Source organism: Streptomyces sp. ISL-43 (assembly GCF_018614195.1).
GTDB lineage: Bacteria > Actinomycetota > Actinomycetes > Streptomycetales > Streptomycetaceae > Streptomyces.
Genome location: NZ_JAGGOT010000018.1, coordinates 17,213 through 39,318 on the forward strand (window position 1 = coordinate 17,213; position 22,106 = coordinate 39,318).

Annotated in this window: 18 protein-coding genes; 8 read left to right on the top strand and 10 right to left on the bottom strand. The window is 72.3% G+C overall.

Going from position 1 to position 22,106, the window contains the following annotated elements; all coding sequences use genetic code 11:
- Positions 1 to 16 precede the first annotated feature (16 nt).
- The 3 genes from J7F03_RS10860 to J7F03_RS10870 form a co-directional block, all read right to left on the bottom strand.
- A complete protein-coding gene (locus J7F03_RS10860; RefSeq protein WP_214948504.1) occupies positions 17 to 895 on the bottom strand; it encodes an acyl-CoA thioesterase II in 879 nt (292 codons plus the stop codon).
- A 19-nt stretch (positions 896 to 914) separates the two neighbouring features.
- A complete protein-coding gene (locus tag J7F03_RS10865; protein WP_214948505.1) occupies positions 915 to 2,072 on the bottom strand; it encodes an acyl-CoA dehydrogenase family protein in 1,158 nt (385 codons plus the stop codon).
- A gap of 346 nt (positions 2,073 to 2,418) precedes the next feature.
- On the bottom strand, positions 2,419 to 3,903 hold the full coding sequence (locus J7F03_RS10870; RefSeq protein ID WP_214948506.1) for a PucR family transcriptional regulator: 1,485 nt from the start codon (positions 3,901 to 3,903) through the stop codon (positions 2,419 to 2,421).
- 126 nt (positions 3,904 to 4,029) lie between these two features.
- On the opposite strand from J7F03_RS10870, the gene speB reads away from it, so the two are divergent.
- The 4 genes from speB to J7F03_RS10890 all read left to right on the top strand — a co-directional run bounded on the left by speB (position 4,030) and on the right by J7F03_RS10890 (position 7,903).
- On the top strand, positions 4,030 to 5,052 hold the full coding sequence (speB, locus tag J7F03_RS10875; RefSeq protein ID WP_251071733.1) for an agmatinase: 1,023 nt from the start codon (positions 4,030 to 4,032) through the stop codon (positions 5,050 to 5,052).
- Between the two features lie 6 nt (positions 5,053 to 5,058).
- Positions 5,059 to 6,726 (top strand): thiamine pyrophosphate-binding protein, encoded by a 1,668-nt coding sequence (locus J7F03_RS10880; protein WP_214948507.1) that lies wholly within the window; start codon positions 5,059 to 5,061, stop codon positions 6,724 to 6,726.
- 242 nt (positions 6,727 to 6,968) lie between these two features.
- Entirely contained in the window at positions 6,969 to 7,730 is a 762-nt protein-coding gene (locus J7F03_RS10885; protein WP_214948508.1) for a GntR family transcriptional regulator, read from the top strand.
- A 14-nt stretch (positions 7,731 to 7,744) separates the two neighbouring features.
- Positions 7,745 to 7,903, top strand: a complete 159-nt coding sequence (locus J7F03_RS10890; protein WP_214948509.1) for a type II toxin-antitoxin system VapB family antitoxin — start codon at positions 7,745 to 7,747, stop codon at positions 7,901 to 7,903.
- A gap of 7 nt (positions 7,904 to 7,910) precedes the next feature.
- Here the strand turns inward: J7F03_RS10890 and J7F03_RS10895 are convergent, their stop codons facing one another.
- Positions 7,911 to 8,255 (bottom strand): helix-turn-helix domain-containing protein, encoded by a 345-nt coding sequence (locus J7F03_RS10895; protein WP_214948510.1) that lies wholly within the window; start codon positions 8,253 to 8,255, stop codon positions 7,911 to 7,913.
- Positions 8,249 to 8,638, bottom strand: coding sequence for a type II toxin-antitoxin system RelE/ParE family toxin (locus J7F03_RS10900; RefSeq protein WP_214948511.1), 390 nt, complete (start codon positions 8,636 to 8,638; stop codon positions 8,249 to 8,251). The genes J7F03_RS10895 and J7F03_RS10900 overlap by 7 nt, the downstream gene beginning before the upstream one ends.
- 180 nt (positions 8,639 to 8,818) lie before the next feature.
- On the opposite strand from J7F03_RS10900, the gene J7F03_RS10905 reads away from it, so the two are divergent.
- On the top strand, positions 8,819 to 12,628 hold the full coding sequence (locus J7F03_RS10905; protein ID WP_214948512.1) for an ABC transporter ATP-binding protein: 3,810 nt from the start codon (positions 8,819 to 8,821) through the stop codon (positions 12,626 to 12,628).
- Positions 12,629 to 12,647: 19 nt separating this feature from the next.
- Here J7F03_RS10905 and J7F03_RS10910 read toward each other — a convergent pair whose 3' ends face one another.
- Positions 12,648 to 13,202 (bottom strand): EF-hand domain-containing protein, encoded by a 555-nt coding sequence (locus J7F03_RS10910; protein WP_214948513.1) that lies wholly within the window; start codon positions 13,200 to 13,202, stop codon positions 12,648 to 12,650.
- A 99-nt stretch (positions 13,203 to 13,301) separates the two neighbouring features.
- Here J7F03_RS10910 and J7F03_RS10915 point away from each other — a divergent pair, with 99 nt between their 5' ends.
- Positions 13,302 to 14,891 carry an aldehyde dehydrogenase gene (locus tag J7F03_RS10915; RefSeq protein ID WP_214948514.1) on the top strand — a complete coding sequence of 530 codons (1,590 nt, stop codon included), beginning with the start codon at positions 13,302 to 13,304 and terminating at the stop codon, positions 14,889 to 14,891.
- A 70-nt stretch (positions 14,892 to 14,961) separates the two neighbouring features.
- On the opposite strand, the gene J7F03_RS42620 is transcribed toward J7F03_RS10915, so the two are convergent.
- The gene (locus J7F03_RS42620; protein WP_214948515.1) at positions 14,962 to 15,288 is read right to left on the bottom strand and encodes a hypothetical protein; all 327 of its coding nucleotides are present in this window, start codon (positions 15,286 to 15,288) and stop codon (positions 14,962 to 14,964) included.
- A gap of 187 nt (positions 15,289 to 15,475) precedes the next feature.
- Between J7F03_RS42620 and J7F03_RS10925 the strand changes: the two genes are divergently transcribed.
- Entirely contained in the window at positions 15,476 to 16,927 is a 1,452-nt protein-coding gene (locus tag J7F03_RS10925) for a S28 family serine protease (RefSeq protein ID WP_214948516.1), read from the top strand.
- Positions 16,928 to 16,951: 24 nt separating this feature from the next.
- On the opposite strand, the gene J7F03_RS10930 is transcribed toward J7F03_RS10925, so the two are convergent.
- On the bottom strand, positions 16,952 to 18,814 hold the full coding sequence (locus tag J7F03_RS10930; protein ID WP_214948517.1) for a glycoside hydrolase family 3 protein: 1,863 nt from the start codon (positions 18,812 to 18,814) through the stop codon (positions 16,952 to 16,954).
- 10 nt (positions 18,815 to 18,824) lie between these two features.
- Positions 18,825 to 19,781: a LysR family transcriptional regulator gene (locus tag J7F03_RS10935; RefSeq protein WP_214948518.1), complete on the bottom strand. Its 957-nt coding sequence runs from the start codon at positions 19,779 to 19,781 to the stop codon at positions 18,825 to 18,827.
- A 109-nt stretch (positions 19,782 to 19,890) separates the two neighbouring features.
- On the opposite strand from J7F03_RS10935, the gene J7F03_RS10940 reads away from it, so the two are divergent.
- Positions 19,891 to 20,865, top strand: a complete 975-nt coding sequence (locus tag J7F03_RS10940) for an EamA family transporter (protein WP_214948519.1) — start codon at positions 19,891 to 19,893, stop codon at positions 20,863 to 20,865.
- A gap of 84 nt (positions 20,866 to 20,949) precedes the next feature.
- Here J7F03_RS10940 and J7F03_RS10945 read toward each other — a convergent pair whose 3' ends face one another.
- Positions 20,950 to 21,918, bottom strand: coding sequence for a LuxR C-terminal-related transcriptional regulator (locus tag J7F03_RS10945; protein WP_214948520.1), 969 nt, complete (start codon positions 21,916 to 21,918; stop codon positions 20,950 to 20,952).
- Positions 21,919 to 22,106 lie beyond the last annotated feature (188 nt).

The window sequence follows — 22,106 nt, forward strand, 5'->3', positions numbered from 1 at the left end:
CGTCGGACGGTCGTAACTACGCGCGCGGGACGCGCACCACGCCCTCCTGGATGACCGTCACGGCCAGCCGGCCGTCCTGGGTCCAGATCCGGGCCTGGCCCAGGCCCCGGCCCGCGGCCGCCGAGGGCGACTCCTGGTCGTACAGCAGCCACTCGTCCGCGCGGAACGGCCGGTGGAACCACATCGCGTGGTCCAGGGAGGCGCCGACCACGTCGCCGACCGCCCAGCCGCCCCGCCCGTGGGCGAGGAGCACCGAGTCGAGCAGGGTCATGTCGGAGACGTACGTGGCCAGGCAGGTGTGGAGCAGCGGATCGGCGCTGTCCAGCTTGCCGGCGGTACGGAACCACACCTGCGAGCGCGGTTCGACCGGCTCGCCGACGGTGCCCCAGGGCGGGACGGTCGCGTACCGCAGGTCCACGGCGCCGCGCGCGTCGATCAGCCGCTCCACCGTGCCCGGGTCGCGGAAGATGTCCCGGTAGAGCGGGAGCGACTCGGCGGCCGTCGCCAGGGTCTCCGGATCGGGCGCGTCGGGCATCGCGGCCTGGTGGTCGAGGCCCTCCTCGTACGTCTGGAAGGACGCGGAGAGGTGGAAGATCGGCTGCCCGTGCTGGACGGCGACGACCCGGCGCGTGGTGAAGGAGCGCCCGTCGCGGATCCGGTCGACCGAGTACACGATGGGCGCGCCCGCGTCGCCGGCGCGCAGGAAGTACGAGTGCAGCGAGTGCGCGGTGCGGTCCTCGGGCACGGTACGCCCGGCCGCGACCAGGGCCTGGGCGGCGACCTGGCCGCCGAAGACCCGCGGTACCAGCGCCGAACGGCTGGTACCGCGGAAGATGTTCTCCTCGATCTGCTCGAGGTCGAGCAGATCGAGGAGCGTCGTCAGTGCCTCGTTCATGGGGTGAAGGCTGGGTGCCTTACAGGCCCATCGACTTGGCGATGATCGACTTCATGACCTCGCTGGTGCCGCCGTAGATGCGGTTCACGCGGTTGTCGGCGTACAGGCGGGCGATCGGGTACTCGTTCATGTAGCCGTAGCCGCCGTGCAGCTGGAGGCACTTGTCGATGACGCGGTGCGCGACCTCGGTGCAGAACAGCTTCGCGGACGCGGCCTCGGCGGCGGTGAGCTCACCGGCGTCCAGGGCCTCCAGGGCGCGGTCGGCGACCGCCTCGGCGGCGTCCACCTCGGCCTGGCAGGCGGCCAGTTCGAACTTGGTGTTCTGGAAGTGCGCGACCGGCTTGCCGAAGACGGTGCGGTCGGTCACGTACTGCTGCGCGAAGCGGACGGCGGCCTTCGCCTGGGCGTACGCGCCGAAGGCGATGCCCCAGCGCTCCGAGGGCAGGTTGGCGCCGAGGTAGTGGAAGCCCTTGTTCTCCTCGCCGAGCAGGTCCTCGACCGGGACCTTCACGTCGACGAACGCCAGCTCGGCGGTGTCGGACGTGCGCAGGCCGAGCTTGTCGAGCTTGCGGCCGATGGAGTAGCCCTCGGACTTGGTGTCCACGGCGAAGAGGGAGATGCCGAAGCGGCGGTCGTCCTCGCGCGGGGAGGAGGTGCGGGCGCAGACGATCACGCGGTCGGCGTGCACGCCGCCCGTGATGAAGGTCTTGGAGCCGTTGAGGACGTAGTGCGTGCCGTCCTCGGAGAGCTTGGCGGTGGTCTTCATGCCCGCGACGTCGGAACCGGTGCCCGGCTCGGTCATCGCGAGGGCCCACATCTCCTCGCCGCTGACGAACTTCGGCAGGAAGCGCTTCTTCTGCTCGTCGTCGCCCAGCATCTTGAGGTAGGGCAGGGCGAGCAGCACGTGCACGCCGGAACCGCCGAACTGGACGCCCGCGCGCGAGGTCTCCTCGTAGAGGACGGCCTCGAACTTGTGGGTGTCCAGGCCCGCGCCGCCGAACTCCTCGGGGACGTTGATCCCGAAGATGCCCAGCTCGCCGAGCTTGTAGTAGAACTCGCGAGGGGCCTGGCCGGCCGCGAACCACTCGTCGTAGACCGGGACGACCTCGGCCTCGATGAAGGCGCGGATGGTCTCGCGGAACGCCTCGTGGTCCTCGTCAAAAACGGTACGGCGCACAGCCGGCTCCCTTCGGTCGCGGCGGTCCGCCGCTTATGCCTAAGCGCTTGCTCAGACTAAGTTACCGGCGAGTTATCCTTCCTGTCCAGAGTGAGGTCGAGCACGCCCGCGGCGGAACCCGGTGAACCTTGCCGGTCACGGCACTGGAAGCCGCCGCAGACCGCCGGGGCGGGTACGCGTACGGCGGTGGGGCCCTGGGGTGGGCGCTGCCCCCATCCCTGTGGCTCCGGGGAGCCGTCCGGCCGTGTCCCAAGCGTCGCCCCGGATGTCACGGACCGCGACCCCCTCCTCCCCGTCAGGGGGACGTCCCGCCGGCCCGGGACGGCCCATGGCGGCGCCCGGCGGGTCAGCCGTCCGGCTCGGTGTGCCGCAGCGCGAACCACAGCTCCATCCGGGTGTCCGGGTCGTCCAGGTCGGCGCCCAGCAGGCCGGCGGCCCGGGCGATGCGCTGGCGGACCGTGTTGCGGTGGACGCCGAGCGCGGCTGCCCCGCGGTCCCAGCTGCCGTGGTGGGCCAGCCAGGCGCGCAGGGTGTCCCGCAGGACGGGGGAGAGCGGGCCGAGCAGGGCCTCGGCGTGCGCGCGGGCCTCGGCCTCGCCGACCAGGCCCGCGAAGCCGGGATCCGTGTGCCGGGCCATCGGGGTACGGGCCGCCTCGGCGCGCTCCAGGGCCCGCCCGGCCTGCGCGTCGGCTCCGGGCAGGCCTTCGGGCGCGGCCGCGGCGCTCACCCCCAGCCGCCAGCCCGCCTGCGGGGCGGGTTCCCGGTCGGTGAGCAGGCGTACGCCGTCCTCGCGCGGGTCCAGCAGTACGGTGCCCAGCGCGGCCGCCAGGGCCTGCGGATCCCCGCCGCCCCGGGCGTGGACGGCGTACCAGGGCCCGGGACCCAGCGCCGCGCCCGGCTCCCCGCCGAGCAGCAGCCGGGTCAGGGCGGCGGCCTGAGCCCCGGCCGGGCGGTGGGCGGTGAGCAGGGTCAGCAGGACGGCAGCCACCGAGGCGACCGTGTGGTCCCCGGGAGCCCGCGAGGGAGTGGCGAGGGCCAGGGCCCGGCCGTCGCCGAGGGCGTGGGCGGCGAGGTGGAGCTCACCGTGCGCGGCGGTGGCGGTGGCCGCGGAGCCGGGCGCCACCCGGCGGGCGAGCGCGGCGAGCGCGGCCAGCACCTCGGGGGCGGGCGGCGGCCCGGCTCCGGGCGCGGCGGCGGGCGGCGGCCCGGCCACGGCCGCGGCGGCCCCCGTGCCCTCCGGCGGCGTGGTCGGGAGCAGCCCCGCCCAGCCGCCCAGGGTCGCCGCCAGCCGGCGAAGTACCGCCGGGACCGGGTCCGGGCGGGCGGCGGCCGCCGCCAGGGACTGCTGGGCCTCGGTGACCCGGCGGAGCTCACCGGTCCTGGCCTGCGCCATCAGCCGCCAGACGCTCCGGCCGACCGCCGTGAACGGGGTCCCGGGCGGCACCTCCACCAGGGGCAGCCCGTGCCGGGCGCAGGCGTCGACGAGTGACCGCGGCACGGTCTCGTGCACCGGGGTCACGCCGAAGCCCACGGCCGCGGTCCCGGCGCGGACGAGCCGGGCGACGTACTCCCCGGCATCCGTCCCGCCGTGCGCGAGGCCGCCGGCCGGACCGCCCGCCTGGCCGCCGGCGGACGGCTCCGCCCCGGCGAGGCCCGCCCCCGCCGTCAGCAGCAGCTCGCCGCCCAGCAGGTACGGCGACGGGTCCGCCATCTCGGAGGCGTGGACGCCGTGCACCTCGCCCTCGGCGGGCCCGGCCAGATGCCGCAGCCCCAGCTCGTGGTCGGCGAGCAGCCGGCCGAGCGCCACCGGCGGGGTGGGAGGTGCCTCCATGGATACTCCGTACACATCAGGGGAGCCGGATGGATGAAACGTACACTTCGCGCGCTCTGGGTGTCGGCTTACGCTCGAAGCACCGCACCCGTAGGAACCCGCAGTACCTCCAGAAGGGCACCCCCCATGAGCACGCAGCCGCGCGGCCCCGTCGACTCCTCCCGCATCCCGCGCTACGCGGGCCCCGCGACCTTCGCCCGGCTGCCCCGACTGGACGAGGTCGGCGGCAAGGCGGACGTCGCCGTCGTCGGCGTGCCCTTCGACTCCGGTGTCTCCTACCGCCCCGGCGCCCGCTTCGGCGGCAACGCCATCCGTGAGGCCTCGCGCCTGCTGCGCCCGTACAACCCGGCGCAGGACGCCTCCCCCTTCGCGCTCGCGCAGGTGGCGGACGCGGGCGACATCGCCGTGAACCCCTTCAACATCAACGAGGCCGTCGACCAGGTCGAGGCCGCCGCCGACGAGCTCCTCGGCGCGGGCTCCCGCCTGATGACCCTCGGTGGCGACCACACCATCGCACTCCCCCTCCTCCGCTCCGTCGCCAAGAAGCACGGCCCGGTGGCCCTGCTCCACTTCGACGCGCACCTGGACACGTGGGACACCTACTTCGGCGCCGAGTACACGCACGGCACGCCGTTCCGCCGCGCCGTGGAGGAGGGCATCCTCGACACCGAGGCGCTGTCCCACGTCGGCACGCGCGGCCCGCTGTACGGCAAGCAGGACCTGGACGACGACGCCAAGATGGGCTTCGGCATCGTCACCTCGGCCGACGTCTACCGGCGCGGCGCCGACGAGGTCGCGGACCAGCTGCGCCAGCGCATCGGCGACCGCCCGCTGTACATCTCGATCGACATCGACGTGCTGGACCCGGCGCACGCGCCCGGTACGGGCACGCCGGAGGCCGGCGGCATGACCTCCCGCGAGCTGCTGGAGATCATCCGCGGACTGTCCTCCTGCAACCTCGTTTCCGCCGACGTCGTCGAGGTCGCCCCGGCGTACGATCACGCCGAGATCACCTCGGTCGCGGCCTCGCACACCGCGTACGAGCTCACCACGATCATGAGCCGCCAGATCTCTGCCGCCAGATCTCTGCCGCCAGGCAGGGTCGGTAAGCACACTGCTGCGGCGAAGGCGAACCCGAAGGGCGAGTAGGCGCACGTGACGCACGACCACGACCTGGTACTCCGTCCCACCGAAGCCCAGAAGGCGGCCGCGCTCGCGCCGCCGCCGGGGCGGACGGGCGGGGACCTGGTCGTGGAGACGCTGCGCTCGCTCGGCGCGACCACCGTCTTCGGACTGCCGGGGCAGCACGCGCTCGGCCTCTTCGACGCGGTCGGGCGCTCCGACCTGCGGCTGATCGGGCTGCGTACGGAGAACAACGCGGGCTTCGCCGCCGACGCGTACGGCCGGATGACGGGCGAGGCCGTACCGCTGCTCCTGTCCACCGGCCCGGGCGCCCTGATGGCGCTGCCCGCCCTCGCCGAGGCGGCCGCCGCGTCGGCGCCCGTCCTGGCGATCTCCTCACAGGTCCCGACCCCGGGGCTGGGCGGCGGCCGGCGCGGGCACCTGCACGAGCTGCGGGACCAGGCGGCCTCCTTCCGGGACGTGGTCAAGTCGGTCCACGCCGCCCGCACCCCCTCCCAGATCCCGTCCGTGATCGCCGAGGCCTGGGAGTCGGCGCTGACGGCCCCGCACGGCCCGGTGTGGGTCGAGATCCCGGAGGACGTCCTGCGCGCGGAAACGGTGATCCCGCAGGTCACCGGCATGGACGCGACCCCGCACGAGCTGGCCCCGCGCCCGGAGCTGACGGCGCTGGCCGCGCACTGGCTGGAGAACGCCGAGCGCCCGGTGATCATCGCGGGCGGCGGGGTGATCCGTTCGGACGCGGCGGGCAAGCTGAAGCAGCTGGCCGAACGGCTCAGCGCCCCCGTCGTCACCACCTTCGGCGGCAAGGGCGCCTTCCCCTGGAACCACCCGCTCTCCCTCCAGTCCTGGCTGGAGGACCGCCACATGACGGACTTCCTGGAGGACGCGGACGTCCTGCTGGTCGTCGGCTCGGGGCTGGGGGAACTCTCCTCGAACTACCACACGTTCTTCCCGGAGGGCCGGGTCGTCCAGATCGAGGCCGACCTCGGAAAGCTGGAGTCCAACCACGCGGGCCTCGGCATCCACGCGGACGCCCGCCTCGCCCTGCAGGCGCTCCTCGAAACGGTCTCCGAGCGCGAGGACCCGCAGGCCCCCGAGCGAGTGCGCCTGCTCCTCGCGGACATCGCTGCCCGCCTGTCCACCCAGGACGTCGGCCTGGAACAGCAGCTCCTCGCCTCGATCCGCGCGGCCCTGCCCGCGCGCTCCCCGTCCTTCTGGGACATGACGATCCTGTCCTACTGGGCCTGGTCGGCCTTCGACGCCAAGCACCCCAACACCATGCACTCGGCGCAGGGCGCGGGCGGCCTCGGCTACGCCTTCCCGGCGGCCCTCGGCGCGTGCGCGGCCGAACCGGGCACCCCGGTGCTGGCCGTCTCGGGCGACGGCGGAGCGATGTACTCGATCGCGGACCTGGCCACGGCGAAGCAGCACGACCTGGACGTCACCTGGCTGATCGTGGACGACGGCGGCTACGGCATCCTGCGCGAGTACGGCTGCGAGACGGGCACGTCCCTGACCCGCCCCGACTTCGTCGCCCTGGCGGCCTCCTTCGACATCCCGGCGACCACGACCACCCCGGAAACCCTCCGCGAGGACCTGTCCAAGTCCCTCGCCGAGCCGGGCCCCTCGGTCCTCGTCCTCCCGGCCACCCTCAAGATGTTCGCCCCGACCCACCTCTGACCTCGGCCCAGACCGCCTTCCCGATCCCGTGGCGCCGGGGGCACTGGCCCCACCGCACGGCGAGGGCGGCGACGATGGCGAGGCCTCGCCCGTGCTCGTCGCCGTCAGACGCGATCCGTGGCGTGAGCTTGACGATGGGACCGGCGTCGGCCACCTCCACGCGCACCACCCCGTCGTACCGTGCGAGCCGGACGCCGATGTCCCGGTGCCTAGGATGACTAGAGATGATCAGGGAGGACCGCATGCCGAGTGATGGCGCCGTTCGGCAGCCCAAGTACCAGCGCATCGCTGCCGCGCTGAAGGCCGCCATCGACGCAGGCGAGTACGGGCCCGGCGACCGGTTGCCCGGCGAGAACGACCTGATGAGCACCTACGGTGTCGCCCGGATGACCGCACGACAGGCGCTCGGCGTGCTCCAGGCCGAAGGGCTGACCGAAGCGCGCAAGGGCGCAGGGGTGTTCGTGCGGGAGTTCCGGCGGATCCGGCGGCGTGGTGTTCAGCGGCTGGCCGCGGAAGTCTGGGGCGCGGGGCAGTCCATCTGGGCCGCCGACACCGAGGACCGGGATCCCGAGGTGGAGTTCCTCGGCGTCACGGAAGAGGCCGCGCCCAGCGGCGTCGCTGCGCTGCTCGGGCTGAGCGGTGGCGCACCGGCCTGCGTTCGCCGCCGGAGGTTCCTGCTCGACGGGAAGCCGGTGCTGCTCGCCACCTCGTACCTCGACGCCGCCCTCGCCGCCGGCACGCCCATCGCGGATCCGGATTCCGGCCCCGGCGGTATCTACGCCCGCCTCGCCGAGCTGGGCCGCAAGCCCGCCCGCTTCCGCGAGGAGATCAGCTCGCGGATGCCCAGCCCCGACGAGGCCGCGAGCCTCGGCCTGGCCGCCGGGACCCCGGTGGTCCTGATCTGCCGTACGGCCTTCGCCGCCGACGGCAAGGTGGTCGAGGTCAACGAGATGGTGCTCGACGCCTCGGCGTACGTCCTGGAGTACGAGTTCGACGCCTCATAGCAAGAGGGCCCCACATGTCCGGTGAGTACATCGAAGTCGACGACGAGGCCCTGGCGGCAGCGGCCGAAATCCTGCGCACGACATCGCCGGAGGCTACCGTCAACGCCGCGCTCCGTGCCTTCATCGAGCAGCATCGGCAGCCGCTCGCCGACCCCGAGTCCGGTCAGTCGTAGCGCCGGCTCAGGCCGCCTCGTGCTCCTGGGCCGTGAAGACGACCTGGGAGGTCTCCCCGACCAGCTTGAGATTGAGTTCCGACTCCATCGCCCGTGCGAGGCGCGCCAGCAGTGGCACGGTCGGTACGGTGCCGCCCAGCTCCAGCTTGGAGACCTGCGGCTGCGTCATGCCGGCGCGGCGGGCCAGCTCGGTCTGGGAGATCCCGAGCGCGGTGCGCCGGTCGTACACGGCCTGGCCGAGGTCCCAGGCGAGCCGGATTTCCTCGCGGTGTTTTGTCACCTCCGGGCTCTCGGAGAAGCCCTGGGCGACCTTCTTGTCCCGGGCAAGTTTCCAATGCGCGTGGCTCACCATGACCTGGCTCCCTCTTGCGGCTCACGGCTGAAGACGTCGTGGGCTGGTTCGTGCTCATCCGCGCAGATCGCCTTTGTCTGCTTGGCGCGTGCGACTTCGGCGTCTTCGCGCTGCCGGGTCTTACGGAAGACGGTCAGCAGCACGACCCGGCGCCCCGGGGCTAGCCAATAGGAGATTCTGACAGCGTCCCGGCTAGGGCCGATGTCGAATCGCAACTCCCGGACTCCGTCGCCCAGGTAGCGGGAGTGTGGTTCACCCAGGGTGGTTGCCTCGGTTGCCAGTCGATCGGCTGCGTGCTCGGCTGCTCTGTAGTCCGCCTCGGAAAGGTTCATCAGCCACAGCCGGACCTCCGGCTCGATCTCGATGTCGAACGGGTCGTTCATGCGTCGGAATGTATAGACGCTTCAGTGTATGGCTGGCTTGAACGCGGAGGAAGTCCACCGGAAGGGGTGATGCCTCGGTGTGACGGTGACGTACGGGAGTGCGATTGTTCCCGGGGGATGAAATCCGCCGGTCCGGGCGTTGGGGGAGGCGGCAGGACAGGACGAACGGGGAGGCATCACGTGGCGGCGGCAGAGACAGCGGCTGGGGAAAAACAGGGCTGGGGCAAGCGGCTGGCGGCCTACACCTGGCGGTACAGGGCCAATGTGCTGCTGGCGCTCGGGTCCTCGCTCGGCGGCATGGCCGTCATGGCGCTCGTGCCGCTCGTCACCAAGGTGATCATCGATGATGTCATCGGGGAGAAGAGCAAGCCCATGGGCCCCTGGGCCGGGATGCTCATAGGTGCGGCGGTTCTCGTCTACGTGCTCACCTACATACGTAGGTACTACGGCGGCCGCCTCGCCCTCGACGTGCAGCACGACCTGCGCACCGACATGTACGACACCATCTCCCGCCTCGACGGGCGCCGCCAGGACGAGCTGTCCACCGGCCAGGTCGTCGGGCGGGCGACGAGCGACCTGCAGCTCATCCAAGGGCTGCTCTTCATGCTTCCGATGACCATCGGGAACTTCCTGCTCTTCGGGATATCCCTCGGGATCATGCTGTGGCTCTCGCCGCTGCTGACCGTCGTCGCGCTGCTCATGGCCCCCGCCCTCTGGTTCATAGCCAAGCGCAGCCGCAAGAAGCTCTTTCCCGCCACCTGGTACGCCCAGAGCCAGGCCGCCGCCGTCGCCACCGTCGTCGACGGGGCCGTCACCGGCGTCCGCGTCGTCAAGGGCTTCGGCCAGGAGGAGCAGGAGACCGGCAAGCTCCGCGACGCGGGCCGCCGGCTCTTCGCCGGCCGGATGCGCAGCATCCGGCTGAACTCGCGGTACACCCCCGCCCTGCAGGCCGTACCCGCCCTCGGGCAGGTCGCCATGCTGGCCCTCGGCGGCTGGATGGCCACCAAGGGGCAGGTGACCCTCGGTACCTTCGTCGCCTTCTCGACCTACCTCGCCCAGCTCGTCGGGCCCGTCCGCATGCTCGCCATGGTCCTCACCGTCGGCCAGCAGGCCCGCGCCGGCGTGGAGCGGGTCTTCGAGCTCATCGACACCGAGCCCGTCATCGAGGAGGGGGGCCAGGAGCTTCCCGCGGACGCGCCCGCCACCGTCGAGTTCGACGAGGTGCGCTTCGGGTACGACGCCGAGCGCCCGGTCCTCGACGGCTTCTCGCTCCGCATCGACGAGGGCGAGACCGTCGCCCTCGTCGGCTCCTCCGGCAGCGGCAAGTCCACCGTCTCCCTGCTCCTGCCCCGCTTCTACGACACCGACCACGGCACGGTCCGCGTCGGCGGCCACGACGTGCGCACGCTGACCTACGACTCGCTGCGGGGAGCGATCGGGCTGGTGCCCGAGGACTCGTTCCTCTTCTCCGACACCATCCGCTCCAACATCGCCTACGGACACCCCGGCGCCACCGACGAGCAGGTCGAGGCCGCGGCCCGCGCCGCCCAGGCCGAAGGGTTCATCCAGGCCCTGCCCGCCGGCTACGACACCAAGGTCGGCGAGCAGGGCCTGACCCTCTCCGGCGGCCAGCGCCAGCGCATCGCGCTCGCCCGCGCCATCCTCACCGACCCCCGCCTGCTGCTCCTCGACGACGCCACCTCCGCCGTCGACGCCCGCGTCGAGCACGAGATCCACGAGGCGCTGCGCGCCGTCATGGCCGGCCGCACCACCCTGCTCATCGCTCACCGCCGCTCCACGCTCGCGCTCGCCGACCGGATCGCCGTACTCGACCACGGGCGGCTCTCCGACATCGGCACGCACGAGGAGCTGGAGCACCGCTCCGCCCTGTACCGGCGGCTGCTGACCGACCCGGACGCGCTGGGCGCCGCCTCCCCGCGGACTCCGGACGCCCCGCCCATGGCCGAGTTCGAGCGCGACCTCGAGCGCGACCGGGGCCGGGACATCGAGCGGGACATCGAGCTCGAGGCCGAGATCGACTCCGAGCCGGTCAACGCCAAGCGCCGCGTGGCCGGCGGCATCACCCCGGAGCTGTGGCGGCGCCAGGAGGAGGCGGACGAGAAGGACACCGCCCCCGCCGGCATGCCCGCCACCCCCGAGCTGCTCGCGCAGGTGGCCGCGCTGCCGCCCGCCGACGACACCCCCGACGTGGACGAGGGCCGCGCCGCGTCCGCCGAGGACAGCTACAACCTGCGCCGCCTGCTCCGCGGCTTCTGGGCGCCCCTCGCGATATCCCTCGGCCTCGTCGCCGCCGACGCCGGATCCGGGCTGCTCCTGCCGATCCTGATCCGGCACGGCATCGACCAGGGTGTGGAACAGGCCGCCCTCGGCGCCGTCTGGGTGGCCGCCGGCCTCGCGCTGGCCGTCGTCGTCGCCCAGTGGGCCGCGCAGTTCGCCGAGACCCGGATGACCGGCCGCACCGGCGAGCGCGTGCTCTACGCGCTGCGCGTCAAGATCTTCGCCCAGCTCCAGCGCCTTGGCCTCGACTACTACGAGCGCGAGCTGACCGGCAAGATCATGACCCGGATGACCACGGACGTGGACGCCCTGTCCAGCTTCCTGCAGACCGGGCTCGTCACCGCAGTCGTCTCCGTCTTCACCTTCTTCGGCATCCTGATCGCCCTGCTCGTCCTCGACGTCGAGCTGGCGCTGATCGTCTTCGCCACCCTGCCCGTCCTGGTCCTCGGCACGTTCTTCTTCCGCCGCAAGTCGGTCGCCGCGTACGAGCTCGCCCGCGACCGGGTCGGCCTGGTCAACGCCGACCTCCAGGAGTCGGTGGCTGGGCTGCGCATCGTCCAGGCCTTCCGCCGACAGCACTCGGGCGCCGCCCGCTTCGCCGAGCGCAGCGACTCCTACCGCGAGGCCCGGGTCCGCGGCCAGTGGCTGATATCCGTCTACTTCCCCTTCGTCCAGCTGCTGTCCTCCGGAGCCGCGGCCGCCGTGCTGATCGTCGGCGCGGGCCGGGTGGAGGCCGGCACGCTCACCACCGGCGCGCTGGTCGCGTACCTGCTCTACATCGACCTGTTCTTCGCCCCGGTCCAGCAGCTCTCCCAGGTCTTCGACGGCTACCAGCAGGCCACCGTCTCCCTCGGCCGGATCCAGGGCCTGCTGCGCGAGCCGACCAGCACCCCCCGCGCCGCCGCGCCCCGCGCCGTCCCGGAGCTGCGCGGCGAGATCGCCTTCGAGGGGGTCCACTTCGCCTACGGCACCGCCGAGGAGCGCGGCGAGAAGGAGCAGGCGCTGGCCGGAATCAGCCTGCGCATCCCCGCCGGGCAGACCGTCGCCTTCGTCGGCGAGACCGGGGCCGGCAAGTCCACGCTGGTCAAGATGGTGGCCCGGTTCTACGATCCGACGTCCGGCCGGGTCACCGCCGACGGGGTGGACCTGCGCGAGCTGGACCTGACGGGCTACCGCCACCGGCTGGGGGTCGTCCCCCAGGAGCCGTACCTCTTCCCGGGGACGGTCCGCGACGCCATCGCCTACGGGCGGCCCGAGGCGAGCGACGCCGAGGTGGAGGCCGCCGCGCACGCGGTCGGCGCCCACGACATGGTCGCCACCCTCGACGGCGGCTATCTGCACACCGTCACCGAGCGCGGCCGCAACCTCTCCGCGGGCCAGCGCCAGCTGATCGCGCTGGCCCGCGCCGAGCTCGTCGACCCCGACGTGCTGTTGCTCGACGAGGCCACCGCCGCCCTCGACCTGGCCACCGAGGCCCTGGTCAACCAGGCCACCGACCGGCTCGCCGGCAAGCGCACCACTCTGGTCGTGGCGCACCGCCTGACGACCGCCGCGCGCGCCGACCGGGTCGTGGTCATGGACCGCGGCCGGGTGGTGGAGGACGGCACGCACGCCGAACTGCTGGCCCGCGGCGGCGGCTACGCGCGGCTGTGGCGGATCTTCGTCGGGGAGGACGAGCGCGCGGCGGCCTGAACGCGGTGAGCGGCGGGGCTCAGAGCTCGCCGAACAGCAGGTTCCCCGGGGCGTCCTCCTCGGTGCCGGTGTAGTACTCGCGCACGGCGTCGAGGAGCTCGTCCACGGACAGGAACCCGTCGTGGTTCGTGTCGATCCGGGCGAAGAGCACGTCCGCGTCCTCACGGTTCAGCTTCGTGTCGAAGGCCAGCTGGGCCTTGTGGAACTCCTCGGCGCTGATGCGGCCGTCGCCGTCGGTGTCGACGACCAGGAGCATCGCCTGGACCATCGGCCGGAACGACTTGTCGTACGCCGCGCCGCCGCCCTCGTACAGGCGCGCCATGCCCTGCTTGTACTCCTGCGGCGTCACCTTGCCGTCCCGGTCGATGTCCAGCTCGGTGAACAGCTCCTGCCAGAAGTCGACGAGCCCGCCCATCACCTGGGTCGCCTTGGGCGAGGTGGCCGGCTCCCCGAGGGCGGAGAGCAGGCGTGAACCGAGCCCGATGATGTCGTGCTCGTCGATGACCTGGTCGTCGTTGACGTCGAGGTGCGCGAAGGCGCGGTCCAGCTTGCGGTCGAGCAGGTCGTTCGTCATTTCAGTTGCCTTTCACGGCTACGTTGCGCGGTCTTTCGATCACCTACCGCAGTCTCCCTCGTGATCGTGAACTCCCGTTATCCCGCTAGGAAGTTGTGGATGCACTCTTACGAGGTATGGGTGGCCGGCGCGGAAGAGCCCGGCACCCGTTGGGTCTACTGGCCCCGGATGGGTCAACTGCTCCGCGAGCCGTTCGAGGTGCTCGGCCTCAAGGCCCGCCTGGAACGCGGCGAGGACCTCCCGTACGACGACCGCCTGCTCGCCGGCCGCGTCGCCATGTCCACCCCCGAGCAGGGCCTGCGCGCCCTGGCCGCCGCCCGGGCCGCCCAGCCGGCCTGGGCGAGGGTCCCGCTCGCCGACCGGCTGGAGCTGCTGCACGCCGTCCACCGCGCCGTCGTCGGGCGCCGTGAGGAACTGGCCGCGCTGCTGGTCGCCGAGGGCCACCCCGTGCGGCTGGCCGCCTGGGAGCTGGACTCGGTGGCCTGCGGGTTCCACCCGGACTCCGTCGCCGACTTCGCCGAGCGGCTGCGGCAGCCCGAGCGGATGTCGGCGGGCCGGCGGGTCCGCATGGTGCGCAAGCCCGACGGGGTGGTGTGCCTGAGTCCGCCCCGCAACGCCCCGACTTCCAACTCCTTCTACGGGGCGCTGGTGCTCGCGGCGGGCAACAGCCTGGTCGTCAACGCGCCGCCGACCGCCCCGCTGGGCGTCAGCTTCGTCTACCGGGAGATCGTGGCCCCGCTCCTGGAGCGCCTCGGCGCCCCGCCCGGGACCCTGAGCGTGCTCTCCACGCATGCCCGCGCCGTCGTGCGCCAGTGGCTGGACAGCCCCGACTGCGACGACCTCGTCTTCTTCGGCGGCTCCGAGCAGGGACTGAAGCTGGAGCGGGAGTGCGTGGCCGCGGGGAAGAAGCCCGTACTCGAACTGTCCGGCAACGACGGTGTGCTGGTGTGGCGCGACGCCGAGGCCGATCTCGCCGCGCGGGCCCTGTGTGAGCGGTACTACGGCTCCGGGCAGATCTGCATGACCCCGAAGTTCGCCATCGTCCACCCGGAGGTGGCGGACCGGCTGCTGAAGGAGCTGGTGGAGCGGGCGGGCGAGATCCGGCCCGGGCCGCCGGAGGATCCGGACACGGTGCTGAGCCCGGTGGTCAAGCGGGCGGAGTTCACCGAGTTCCTCGATGAGGTGCTGGCGGCCGGCGGGGAGCTGCTGTGCGGTGGCGAGTTCGTGGACGTGGACGACGTGCCCGCGGCGGCGGGGCCGTTCATCCGCCCGGCGGTCGTCCGCGTGGACGGGCTGGAGGCCGCCGGCCGGCTGCGCGCCTTCCGCGAGGAGACCTTCTTCCCGCTGCTCTGCGTGGTCGTGCCCGAGGCGCCCGTCCGACTGGAGGAGGCCATCGGCTTCCTCAACGCCAACCGCTACGGCCTGCGCAACTCCCTGTGGACGCAGGACGAGCGGGTCGTGGAGCGGTTCTGCGAGGACGTGGTCAACGGCGGCATGCTGAAGGTCAACGACTCGCACATCGGCTGCGTGCCGGTGCTCCCGTACAACGGCGGCACGGGCGCCACGGGCGGGGTCTTCGGCGAGGCCAACCAGCCCGCCGTTCGCACCACCCACCTCCAGTCGATCGCCGTCGCCACCCTGGTCCGGCCCCGGGAGTCGGTCTTCGACCACGCGGCGGGCGTGGAGTGAGCCCGGCGCGCTGAGTCCTTGTCCACCGCAACCTTTCGAGCGGAATGAACGTCGTACGGGCGTGCGCGCGTTAGTACGTACGACCGATGGGGGACAGGGTGTTGAAGGCGCGGAAGGGGTGCGGCCGGTGGGCCGCACGCCTGGGGGTGTTCACGGCGGCGCTGTGGATCGGCGCGGGCGCGCTGCTCGTGGCGCAGCCGGCGCAGGCGGCGACCGGGGGGTGTCCGGGGCGGCTGGCGGTGACGCTGCCCTTCTCGACGGGCGAGGTGCGGGTGTACAAGACCCGCGACCAGGCCTGCGCGGTGGCGGTCGCCGGTGACCCCGGCCGGCGCCGCCCGATGTCGGTGAGCATCCAGCCGCGCGGCGGATACCCCGTCCGCGATTCGGGGCGATTCACCCGTTATGCCGGACCGGTCACCGTCCACGCGATCCACCGCTGCGTGTATGTAAAGGGGAGCGTGGGGACCGGATCTGTCGATTCCGGCTGGATACTGTGCTGATGGAGCGACCCAACTAGGTCTGTTCAGGCGTGCGTTGCCCCCGCTAGGTTCACGGCGACCGAAGTGAACTCAAGGGGAGTGTGAATGCGCAAGAAGCTCGGATGGCTGCTGTCGCTCGTGGTGCTCATCGGCACCATGGGCGCGGCCGGCACCACGGCGCAAGCGGCCACCGCCGCGGAGCCTGCCGCCGCCACGGATGCCGCCGCCGCCACGGACATCAAGGACCAGATCCTCGCGGTCCCGGGGATGAGCCTGATCGAGGAGAAGCCGTACGCCGGCTACCGCTTCTTCGTTCTGAACTACGAGCAGCCGGTGGACCACCGCGCGCCGTGGAAGGGAACCTTCAAGCAGCGCCTGACCCTGCTGCACAAGGACGTCTCCCGGCCCACGGTGTTCTTCACCTCCGGCTACAACGTCAACACCAGCCCGCGCCGCAGTGAGCCGACGACCATCGTCGACGGCAACCAGGTGTCCATGGAGTATCGATTCTTCACCCCGTCCCGGCCCGACCCGGCCAACTGGGGGAACCTGGACATCTGGCAGGCCGCCAGCGACCAGCACCGGATATTCACCGCCCTGAAGAAGATCTACAAGAAGAACTGGCTCGCCACGGGCGGCAGCAAGGGAGGCATGACGGCCACCTACTTCGAGCGCTTCTACCCGCGCGACATGGACGGCGTCGTCGCGTACGTCGCCCCCAACGACGTGGTGAACAAGGAAGACTCGGCCTATGACCGGTTCTTCGCCAAGGTCGGCACCGCGGAGTGCCGCGACAAGCTGAACGCGGTCCAGCGCGAGGCGCTCGTGCGCCGCGACGCGCTGGAGGTCAAGTACGCCGCGGCCGCAGCCGAGAACGGCTGGACCTTCACCACCGTCGGCAACCTCGACAAGGCCTACGAGGCCGTCGTGCTCGACTACGTGTGGGCCTTCTGGCAGTACAGCCTGCTCGCCGACTGCGCCTCCATCCCGGCGGCCGCGACCGCGAGCGACCAGGAGATCTGGGACACGGTCGACGCGATCTCCGGCTTCTCTGCCTACGCCGACCAGGGGCTGGAGACGTACACGCCGTACTACTACCAGGCGGGCACGCAGCTCGGTTCGCCCGATATCAAGCAGCCCCACCTGGGCAAGCTGAGCCGCTACGGCTACCAGCCGCCGCGCAACTTCGTCCCCCGCGACATCCCCATGAGCTTCCAGCCGGCGGCCATGCGGGACGTGGACACCTGGGTCAAGCACCACGCGAACCAGATGCTCTTCGTCTACGGGCAGAACGACCCGTGGGGATCGGAGCCGTTCCACCTCGGCTACGGGGCGCACGACAGCTACGTGATGACCGCGCCGGGCGCCAACCACGGAGCCAACGTCGCCAAGCTCCAGGAGGGCGAGAAGGCACTGGCCACCGCGAAGATCCTGCAGTGGGCCGGGGTCGCCCCGGCCGCGGCGCTCACCGGCCCGGCGAACGCCGCGCCGCTGGCGAAGCCGGACGCGCAGCTCGACCAGGTGGACCTGGAGCGCGAGCCGATGCTGCGGCCGTAGCCGCTGCCCCCGCTGGGCCCCCGGCTAGTACGTCAGCCCGTGGCCCAGCGGGTAGCGGCCCGGCACCGGCACCGGGAGGCGCCCGGTGGGCCGCAGCGCCCCCGTGAGGACCCGGGCCGCCGCCCGCAGTTCCACGTCCGTCCAGGTGTACGTCGCCAGCTCGGCCGCGCAGCTCGGCAGCCGGGCCGGGTCGTACGGGTTGCGGATCGCCACGAGGACCACCGGCACCCCGGTGGCCAGCAGCTCCGTGACCAGGTCGCGCTGCGGGCTCGCCCCCTCCGGGACGTTGTACGTGCACACGAGCACGGCCGCGTTGCCGGGGGCGGCGGCCACCGCGCGGGCGGGCGGCAGGGCCGTCGCCCGGCAGCCCAGCGCGGACAGCTCCCGGGCCAGTACCGCCGTAGGGGGTCCCGTGGTACCCGTGGGGGAGACCGGGTCGCTCCCGGTGACCAGGAGCAGCGGCCGGGCCGCGGGATCCAGCGGCAGCAGCTTCGCCGCGTTGGCCAGCAGGGTCGTCGTCCGGCCCGCGATCTCGTCGGCGGCGGCCAGGTGCGCCGGGATCCCGACGGCCGCGTCCACCGCCGCGCCCGCCGAGGCCGGCGCCGGGGCTGTGACCTCGCCGAACAGCCCCCGGCGGGCCTTCAGTTCCAGGATCCGCAGCACCGACTCCTCGATCCGGGCCCGCGTCAGCTCGCCCGATTCCACCGCCGCCAGCACGCTGCGGTGGGCGAGCCCCAGGTCCGGCGGGTTCAGCAGCTGGTCGCAGCCCGCCTTCAGGGCCAGTACCGGGACCCGGTCGTCCCCGTACTTCTGGCGTACCCCGGCCATGTCGAGCGCGTCGGTGACCACCACGCCCCGGAAGCCCAGGCGTTCACGCAGGATGCCGGTGACGATGGGCCGAGAGAGGGTCGCCGGATCCCCCGAGGGATCGAGCGCGGGGAAGACGATGTGCGCCGTCATGACCACGTCCACGCCCGCCTCCACGGCAGCCCGGAACGGCGGCTCGTCCAGCTCCTCCCACTGCGCGCGGGTGTGCTTCATGAGCGGCAGCCCGACGTGGCTGTCGGTACCGGTGTCCCCGTGCCCCGGGAAGTGCTTCACCGTGGCGGCCACTCCCGCGCCCTGGTAGCCCCGGACCTGGGCGGCGACCAGGGCCGCCACGGCCCGCGGGTCGGCGCCGAAGGACCGTACGCCGATGACCGGGTTGGCCGGGTCCACGTTCACGTCGGCCACCGGCGCGTAGTTGTGCCGGATGCCCATCGCGGCCAGCTCGGCGCCCGCGACGCGCGCGGCCCGGCGCGCCTCGGCGGCGGCCCCGCCGGACTCGGGGGCCATCGCACCCAGCGCCATGGCGCCCGGGAGCAGGGTCGCGGGCTTGCCCACGCGGGCGACGGCGCCGTGCTCCTGGTCGGTGGAGAGCAGCAGCGGGATGCCCGCGCCGGAGTCCGCGGCCGCCTTCTGGAGGCCGGCCGACAGCTCGGCGATCTGGTGCGGGGTCCGGGTGTTGTGCGCCCAGCCGAAGTAGACGATTCCGCCCAGGTGGTAGCGGGCGACCAGTTCGGCGGCGGTGCGCACCCCGAAGAGCGCCTGGTTGCGCTCGGCGTCCTCCGGGGCGGGGTCGGTCGCCGAATGCCCGTACGCCCGGGACACGAAGAGCTGCCCGACCAGTTCGGCCAGGCTCATCCGGGCCATGGTCTCGCGCGGCCGGCCCGGGGCGCGCCCCGGCGGGCGGTCGCCCGGCCGGCCGTCGTCGGGGACGGGGCCGTGCGGGGCCGGTCCGCCGGGTGTCCGGGAGGGGCCCACGGCGGCCGTGACGGCCCCCGCGGCGGTGACGGCGGCCACGGCGGCCGCGGTGAGCAGGGTCCGGCGGGAGGCTTGGTACGGCACGCGCCGGACGCTACTGCGGGACTACGCCTTCGGAGCGAGGGACACTCGCCAGGTCCCCCGGACGGGGGGCCAGCCGGGCCCAGTGCTCCTGGATGGTCCGCACGGCCTCGGTGATCGCGGGCCGGCGGGCCGCCCCGGTCCGCCAGGTGGCGTACAACCGGCGTACGGGGCCCGGGTCCAGCGGCACGGCCACCGCGCCCGGCGGCAGCTCCCCGGTGCCCAGCCGCGGTACGACGGCCACCCCGAGCCCGGCGGCCACCAGCGCGACGATGGTGTGGTTCTCCTCGGCGACGTGGGTGATGTCCGGTTCGAACCCGGCCGTGCGCAGGGTGCGCACCAGCCAGTCGTGGCAGACCCGGCCGGGCGGCTGGCACACCCACCGCTCCCCGCCCAGGTCCGACCGGAGGATGACGGAGCGCGAGGTGAAGGGATGTCCGGCCGGCACCACGAGGTCGCAGTGGTCGTCCCCGATCACCGCCTGCTCCACGCCCTCGGGGGCGGGCAGCGGGGCGATGTCCCAGTCGTGGGTCACCGCCAGGTCCGTGACGCCGCGGGCCACCAGGTCCATGGACAGGTGCGGGTTGATCTCGGTGAGCCGGGTGTCCAGGGCCGGGTGACGGCGGGCGAGGTCGGCGAGGACTCCGGGGAGCAGACCTCGGGCGGCGGAGGCGAAGGCCGCGATCCGCAGCCGGCCGACGGGCTGGCCGCGGGACTCCTCCAGGGTGGTCTCGGCCCGCTCCGCGATGGCCAGCAGCTGCTCGGCCGTCGCGGCCAGCAGCTTGGCCTCCTCGGTGAGCGCGACCCCGCGGCCGTGGCGTTCGAGCAGGGTGGTGCGGGTCTCCCGCTCCAGCTTGGAGATCTGCTGGGAGACGGCGGAGGGCGTGTACCCGAGTGCGGCGGCGGCCGCGCCGACCGAGCCGTGGACGGAGACGGCGTGGAGGGCGCGCAGCCGTGAGAGGTCCAGCATGCAAGGCAGCTTAGGCGCGCCCGTACGGCGACTGGATGAAGCATTACTAATTCCGATACTGAAGACATCGGCGCTGGTGCTAAACGGTCGTTGACCCGATGCTCAGTTCATGCGACCCATACATACCGCCCTCGCGGTTCTCGTAGCCGCCGTCTGGGGTTTCAACTTCGTCGTCATCGAGATCGGGCTCGGCGCGTTCCCTCCGCTGCTGCTGTCCGCCCTGCGCTTCCTGGTCGCCGCGATCCCGGCGGTCTTCTTCGTCGGCAAGCCCAAGGTGGCGTGGAAGTGGGTGATCGCGGTCGGTGTGGTGCTCGGCATCGTGAAGTTCGGGCTGCTGTTCACCGGCATGGACCACGGGATGCCGGCCGGGCTGTCCTCGCTGGTCCTCCAGGCGCAGGCGGTGTTCACCGCCGTGTTCGCGGCCGTCGTGCTCAAGGAGCGCCCGGGCCGGGTGCGGATGGCCGGGATGGCCGTGGCCTTCGTCGGGATCGGCGTGGCCGCCGTGGACGAGGGCGCCTCCGGGCCGGTCCTGGGCTTCACGATGGTGATCGCGGCCGCCGCGTGCTGGGGCGTGTCCAACGTCCTGACCCGCAAGGCCTCCCCGCCCGACGCGCTGAACTTCATGGTGTGGGTGAGCGTGGTGCCGGTACTGCCGCTGACCGTGCTGTCGCTGCTGCTGGAGGGCCCGGACCGGGACCTGGCCGCGCTGCGCGGGCTGGACTGGAGCGGCGTCGGCGTCATCGTGTACCTCGCCTGGATCACCACGGTGTTCGGCTTCGGCGCGTGGGGATACCTGCTGCGCAGCTACCCCGCCTCCTCCGTGGCCCCGTTCTCGCTCCTGGTACCGGTCTTCGGGATGACCTCGGCGGCCTTGGTGCTGGGGGAGCAGGTGAGCGGGCTGCGCTGGGTGGCGGCCGTGCTGCTGGTGGGCGGCGTCGCGGTGACCTCCCTGGTCCCCTCGAAGCCCCGGCCGGCGGCCGTCGCGCCCGGGACACAGGCGGCCGGCACGGTCGCCCCCGCCCCCGAGCCCGCGGTCACCGCGGCCGAGGCGGCGGACCCCCTCCCGACGGGCGGCGGCCGCTAGGTCGTCTCTTTCGGAACTCCCGCCCGTACGAAGGGTCCCACGGCGGATCCGGGCCGCACCCCCGTGCCCGGATCCGCCGTGGGATCAGTTGCCGCTGAAGGGCTCCTTGCCCAGCAGATATCCGGCGTGCAGCCGGTTGCGGGCGCCGATGCTCTTCATGATGTTCGCGATGTGCCGCTGGGTGTTCCGCAGGGAAATCCCGACGACATGGGCTATGCGGTTGTCCGATTCACCCTGGATGAGCAGGGATACGATCGTCTGCTGGATGTCCGAGGTAATGGCGGCACGGGCCGGCCGGTCGGTTTCCGGGACGAATTTCTCCGCCGCGCTCCAGGCGCGCTCGAAAGCCTCCGCAATGAATGAGACAAGGTGGCGATTTCTCGATACCGCCGCCCCGTGTGATCCGTCCATGAGCGGCAGGATCGCCACTTCCCGGTCGAAGACGATGCAGCGCGGAAAACCGCCGGCGAGCGTGCAGACTTCCGCGCCGAGCGGTGTGAAACGCTCGACGAAGGACATCGTGACCGGGCTGAAGCGGGCCGTGTGCTGATAAAGGGTCCGCATTCGCACCCCCCGCTCCAGCAGTCGCTCGGTGCGCTCCAGGCTCTCGTCGAGCACCCCCTCGTCCCGTGCTCCGCCGGGCTGGGAGGTCAGTACCTCCGCGCGGCAGCCCTCGGCCAAGCCGGTGATGAGCTTGCGCACGTCGTGGACGCCGGGGACGACCTCCAGTGAGTTGTCGTCCTGCAAGTGCTCCGTCTTGAGCGTCAACTCATCGAGATCGCCCCGCAGATGGTCGATGAAGGACTGCATCTCGTTCAGGCCGTGCTGCGCCGGGTTGAGGACCTTGATGCGCGCGTGGTCCACCGGGTACGGGGTGAAGATCCCGGTGTCCGGGCACTTGCTCAGCAGCCCCAGGTCCCCCAGTGCGGAGGCGGCTTCCTTCACGTCGGCGGCGTCCATGTCCAGTGCCTCGCCCGCGGATTCGCACGTTGTACCCGGTGTCTGGGTCACGAACCGGTAGAGACGGTTCCCGTCAGCGGTCAGCTGAGGCACGGGAAAAGGATGGACTTGTCTGATTGAGTTCAATTCATCCCCCTGTCATGTTTTCGCCAGCGGCAACATGATCCCAGAAGGGGATGGATCCGGAAGTCGTCCTGCCAGCAGGATGAAGGCGAAGCTGATCCGGACCGCAGAAAATTCTGGAGGGGCAGGTAAGCATGCCACGTATAGCGAGATCCCTT

Excerpts from the sequence above, each read along its gene's own strand:
- J7F03_RS10860 (WP_214948504.1), bottom strand. The coding sequence starts at position 895 with ATGAACGAGGCACTGACGACGCTCCTCGATCTGCTCGACCTCGAGCAG.
- J7F03_RS10895 (WP_214948510.1), bottom strand. The coding sequence starts at position 8,255 with ATGGTGAGCCACGCGCATTGGAAACTTGCCCGGGACAAGAAGGTCGCC.
- J7F03_RS10885 (WP_214948508.1), top strand. The coding sequence starts at position 6,969 with ATGCCGAGTGATGGCGCCGTTCGGCAGCCCAAGTACCAGCGCATCGCT.
- J7F03_RS10935 (WP_214948518.1), bottom strand. The coding sequence starts at position 19,781 with ATGCTGGACCTCTCACGGCTGCGCGCCCTCCACGCCGTCTCCGTCCAC.
- J7F03_RS10900 (WP_214948511.1), bottom strand. The coding sequence starts at position 8,638 with ATGAACGACCCGTTCGACATCGAGATCGAGCCGGAGGTCCGGCTGTGG.
- J7F03_RS10915 (WP_214948514.1), top strand. The coding sequence starts at position 13,302 with ATGCACTCTTACGAGGTATGGGTGGCCGGCGCGGAAGAGCCCGGCACC.
- J7F03_RS10940 (WP_214948519.1), top strand. The coding sequence starts at position 19,891 with ATGCGACCCATACATACCGCCCTCGCGGTTCTCGTAGCCGCCGTCTGG.
- J7F03_RS10925 (WP_214948516.1), top strand. The coding sequence starts at position 15,476 with ATGCGCAAGAAGCTCGGATGGCTGCTGTCGCTCGTGGTGCTCATCGGC.
- J7F03_RS10870 (WP_214948506.1), bottom strand. The coding sequence starts at position 3,903 with ATGGAGGCACCTCCCACCCCGCCGGTGGCGCTCGGCCGGCTGCTCGCC.
- J7F03_RS10910 (WP_214948513.1), bottom strand. The coding sequence starts at position 13,202 with ATGACGAACGACCTGCTCGACCGCAAGCTGGACCGCGCCTTCGCGCAC.
- speB (WP_251071733.1), top strand. The coding sequence starts at position 4,030 with ATGAGCACGCAGCCGCGCGGCCCCGTCGACTCCTCCCGCATCCCGCGC.
- J7F03_RS10890 (WP_214948509.1), top strand. The coding sequence starts at position 7,745 with ATGTCCGGTGAGTACATCGAAGTCGACGACGAGGCCCTGGCGGCAGCG.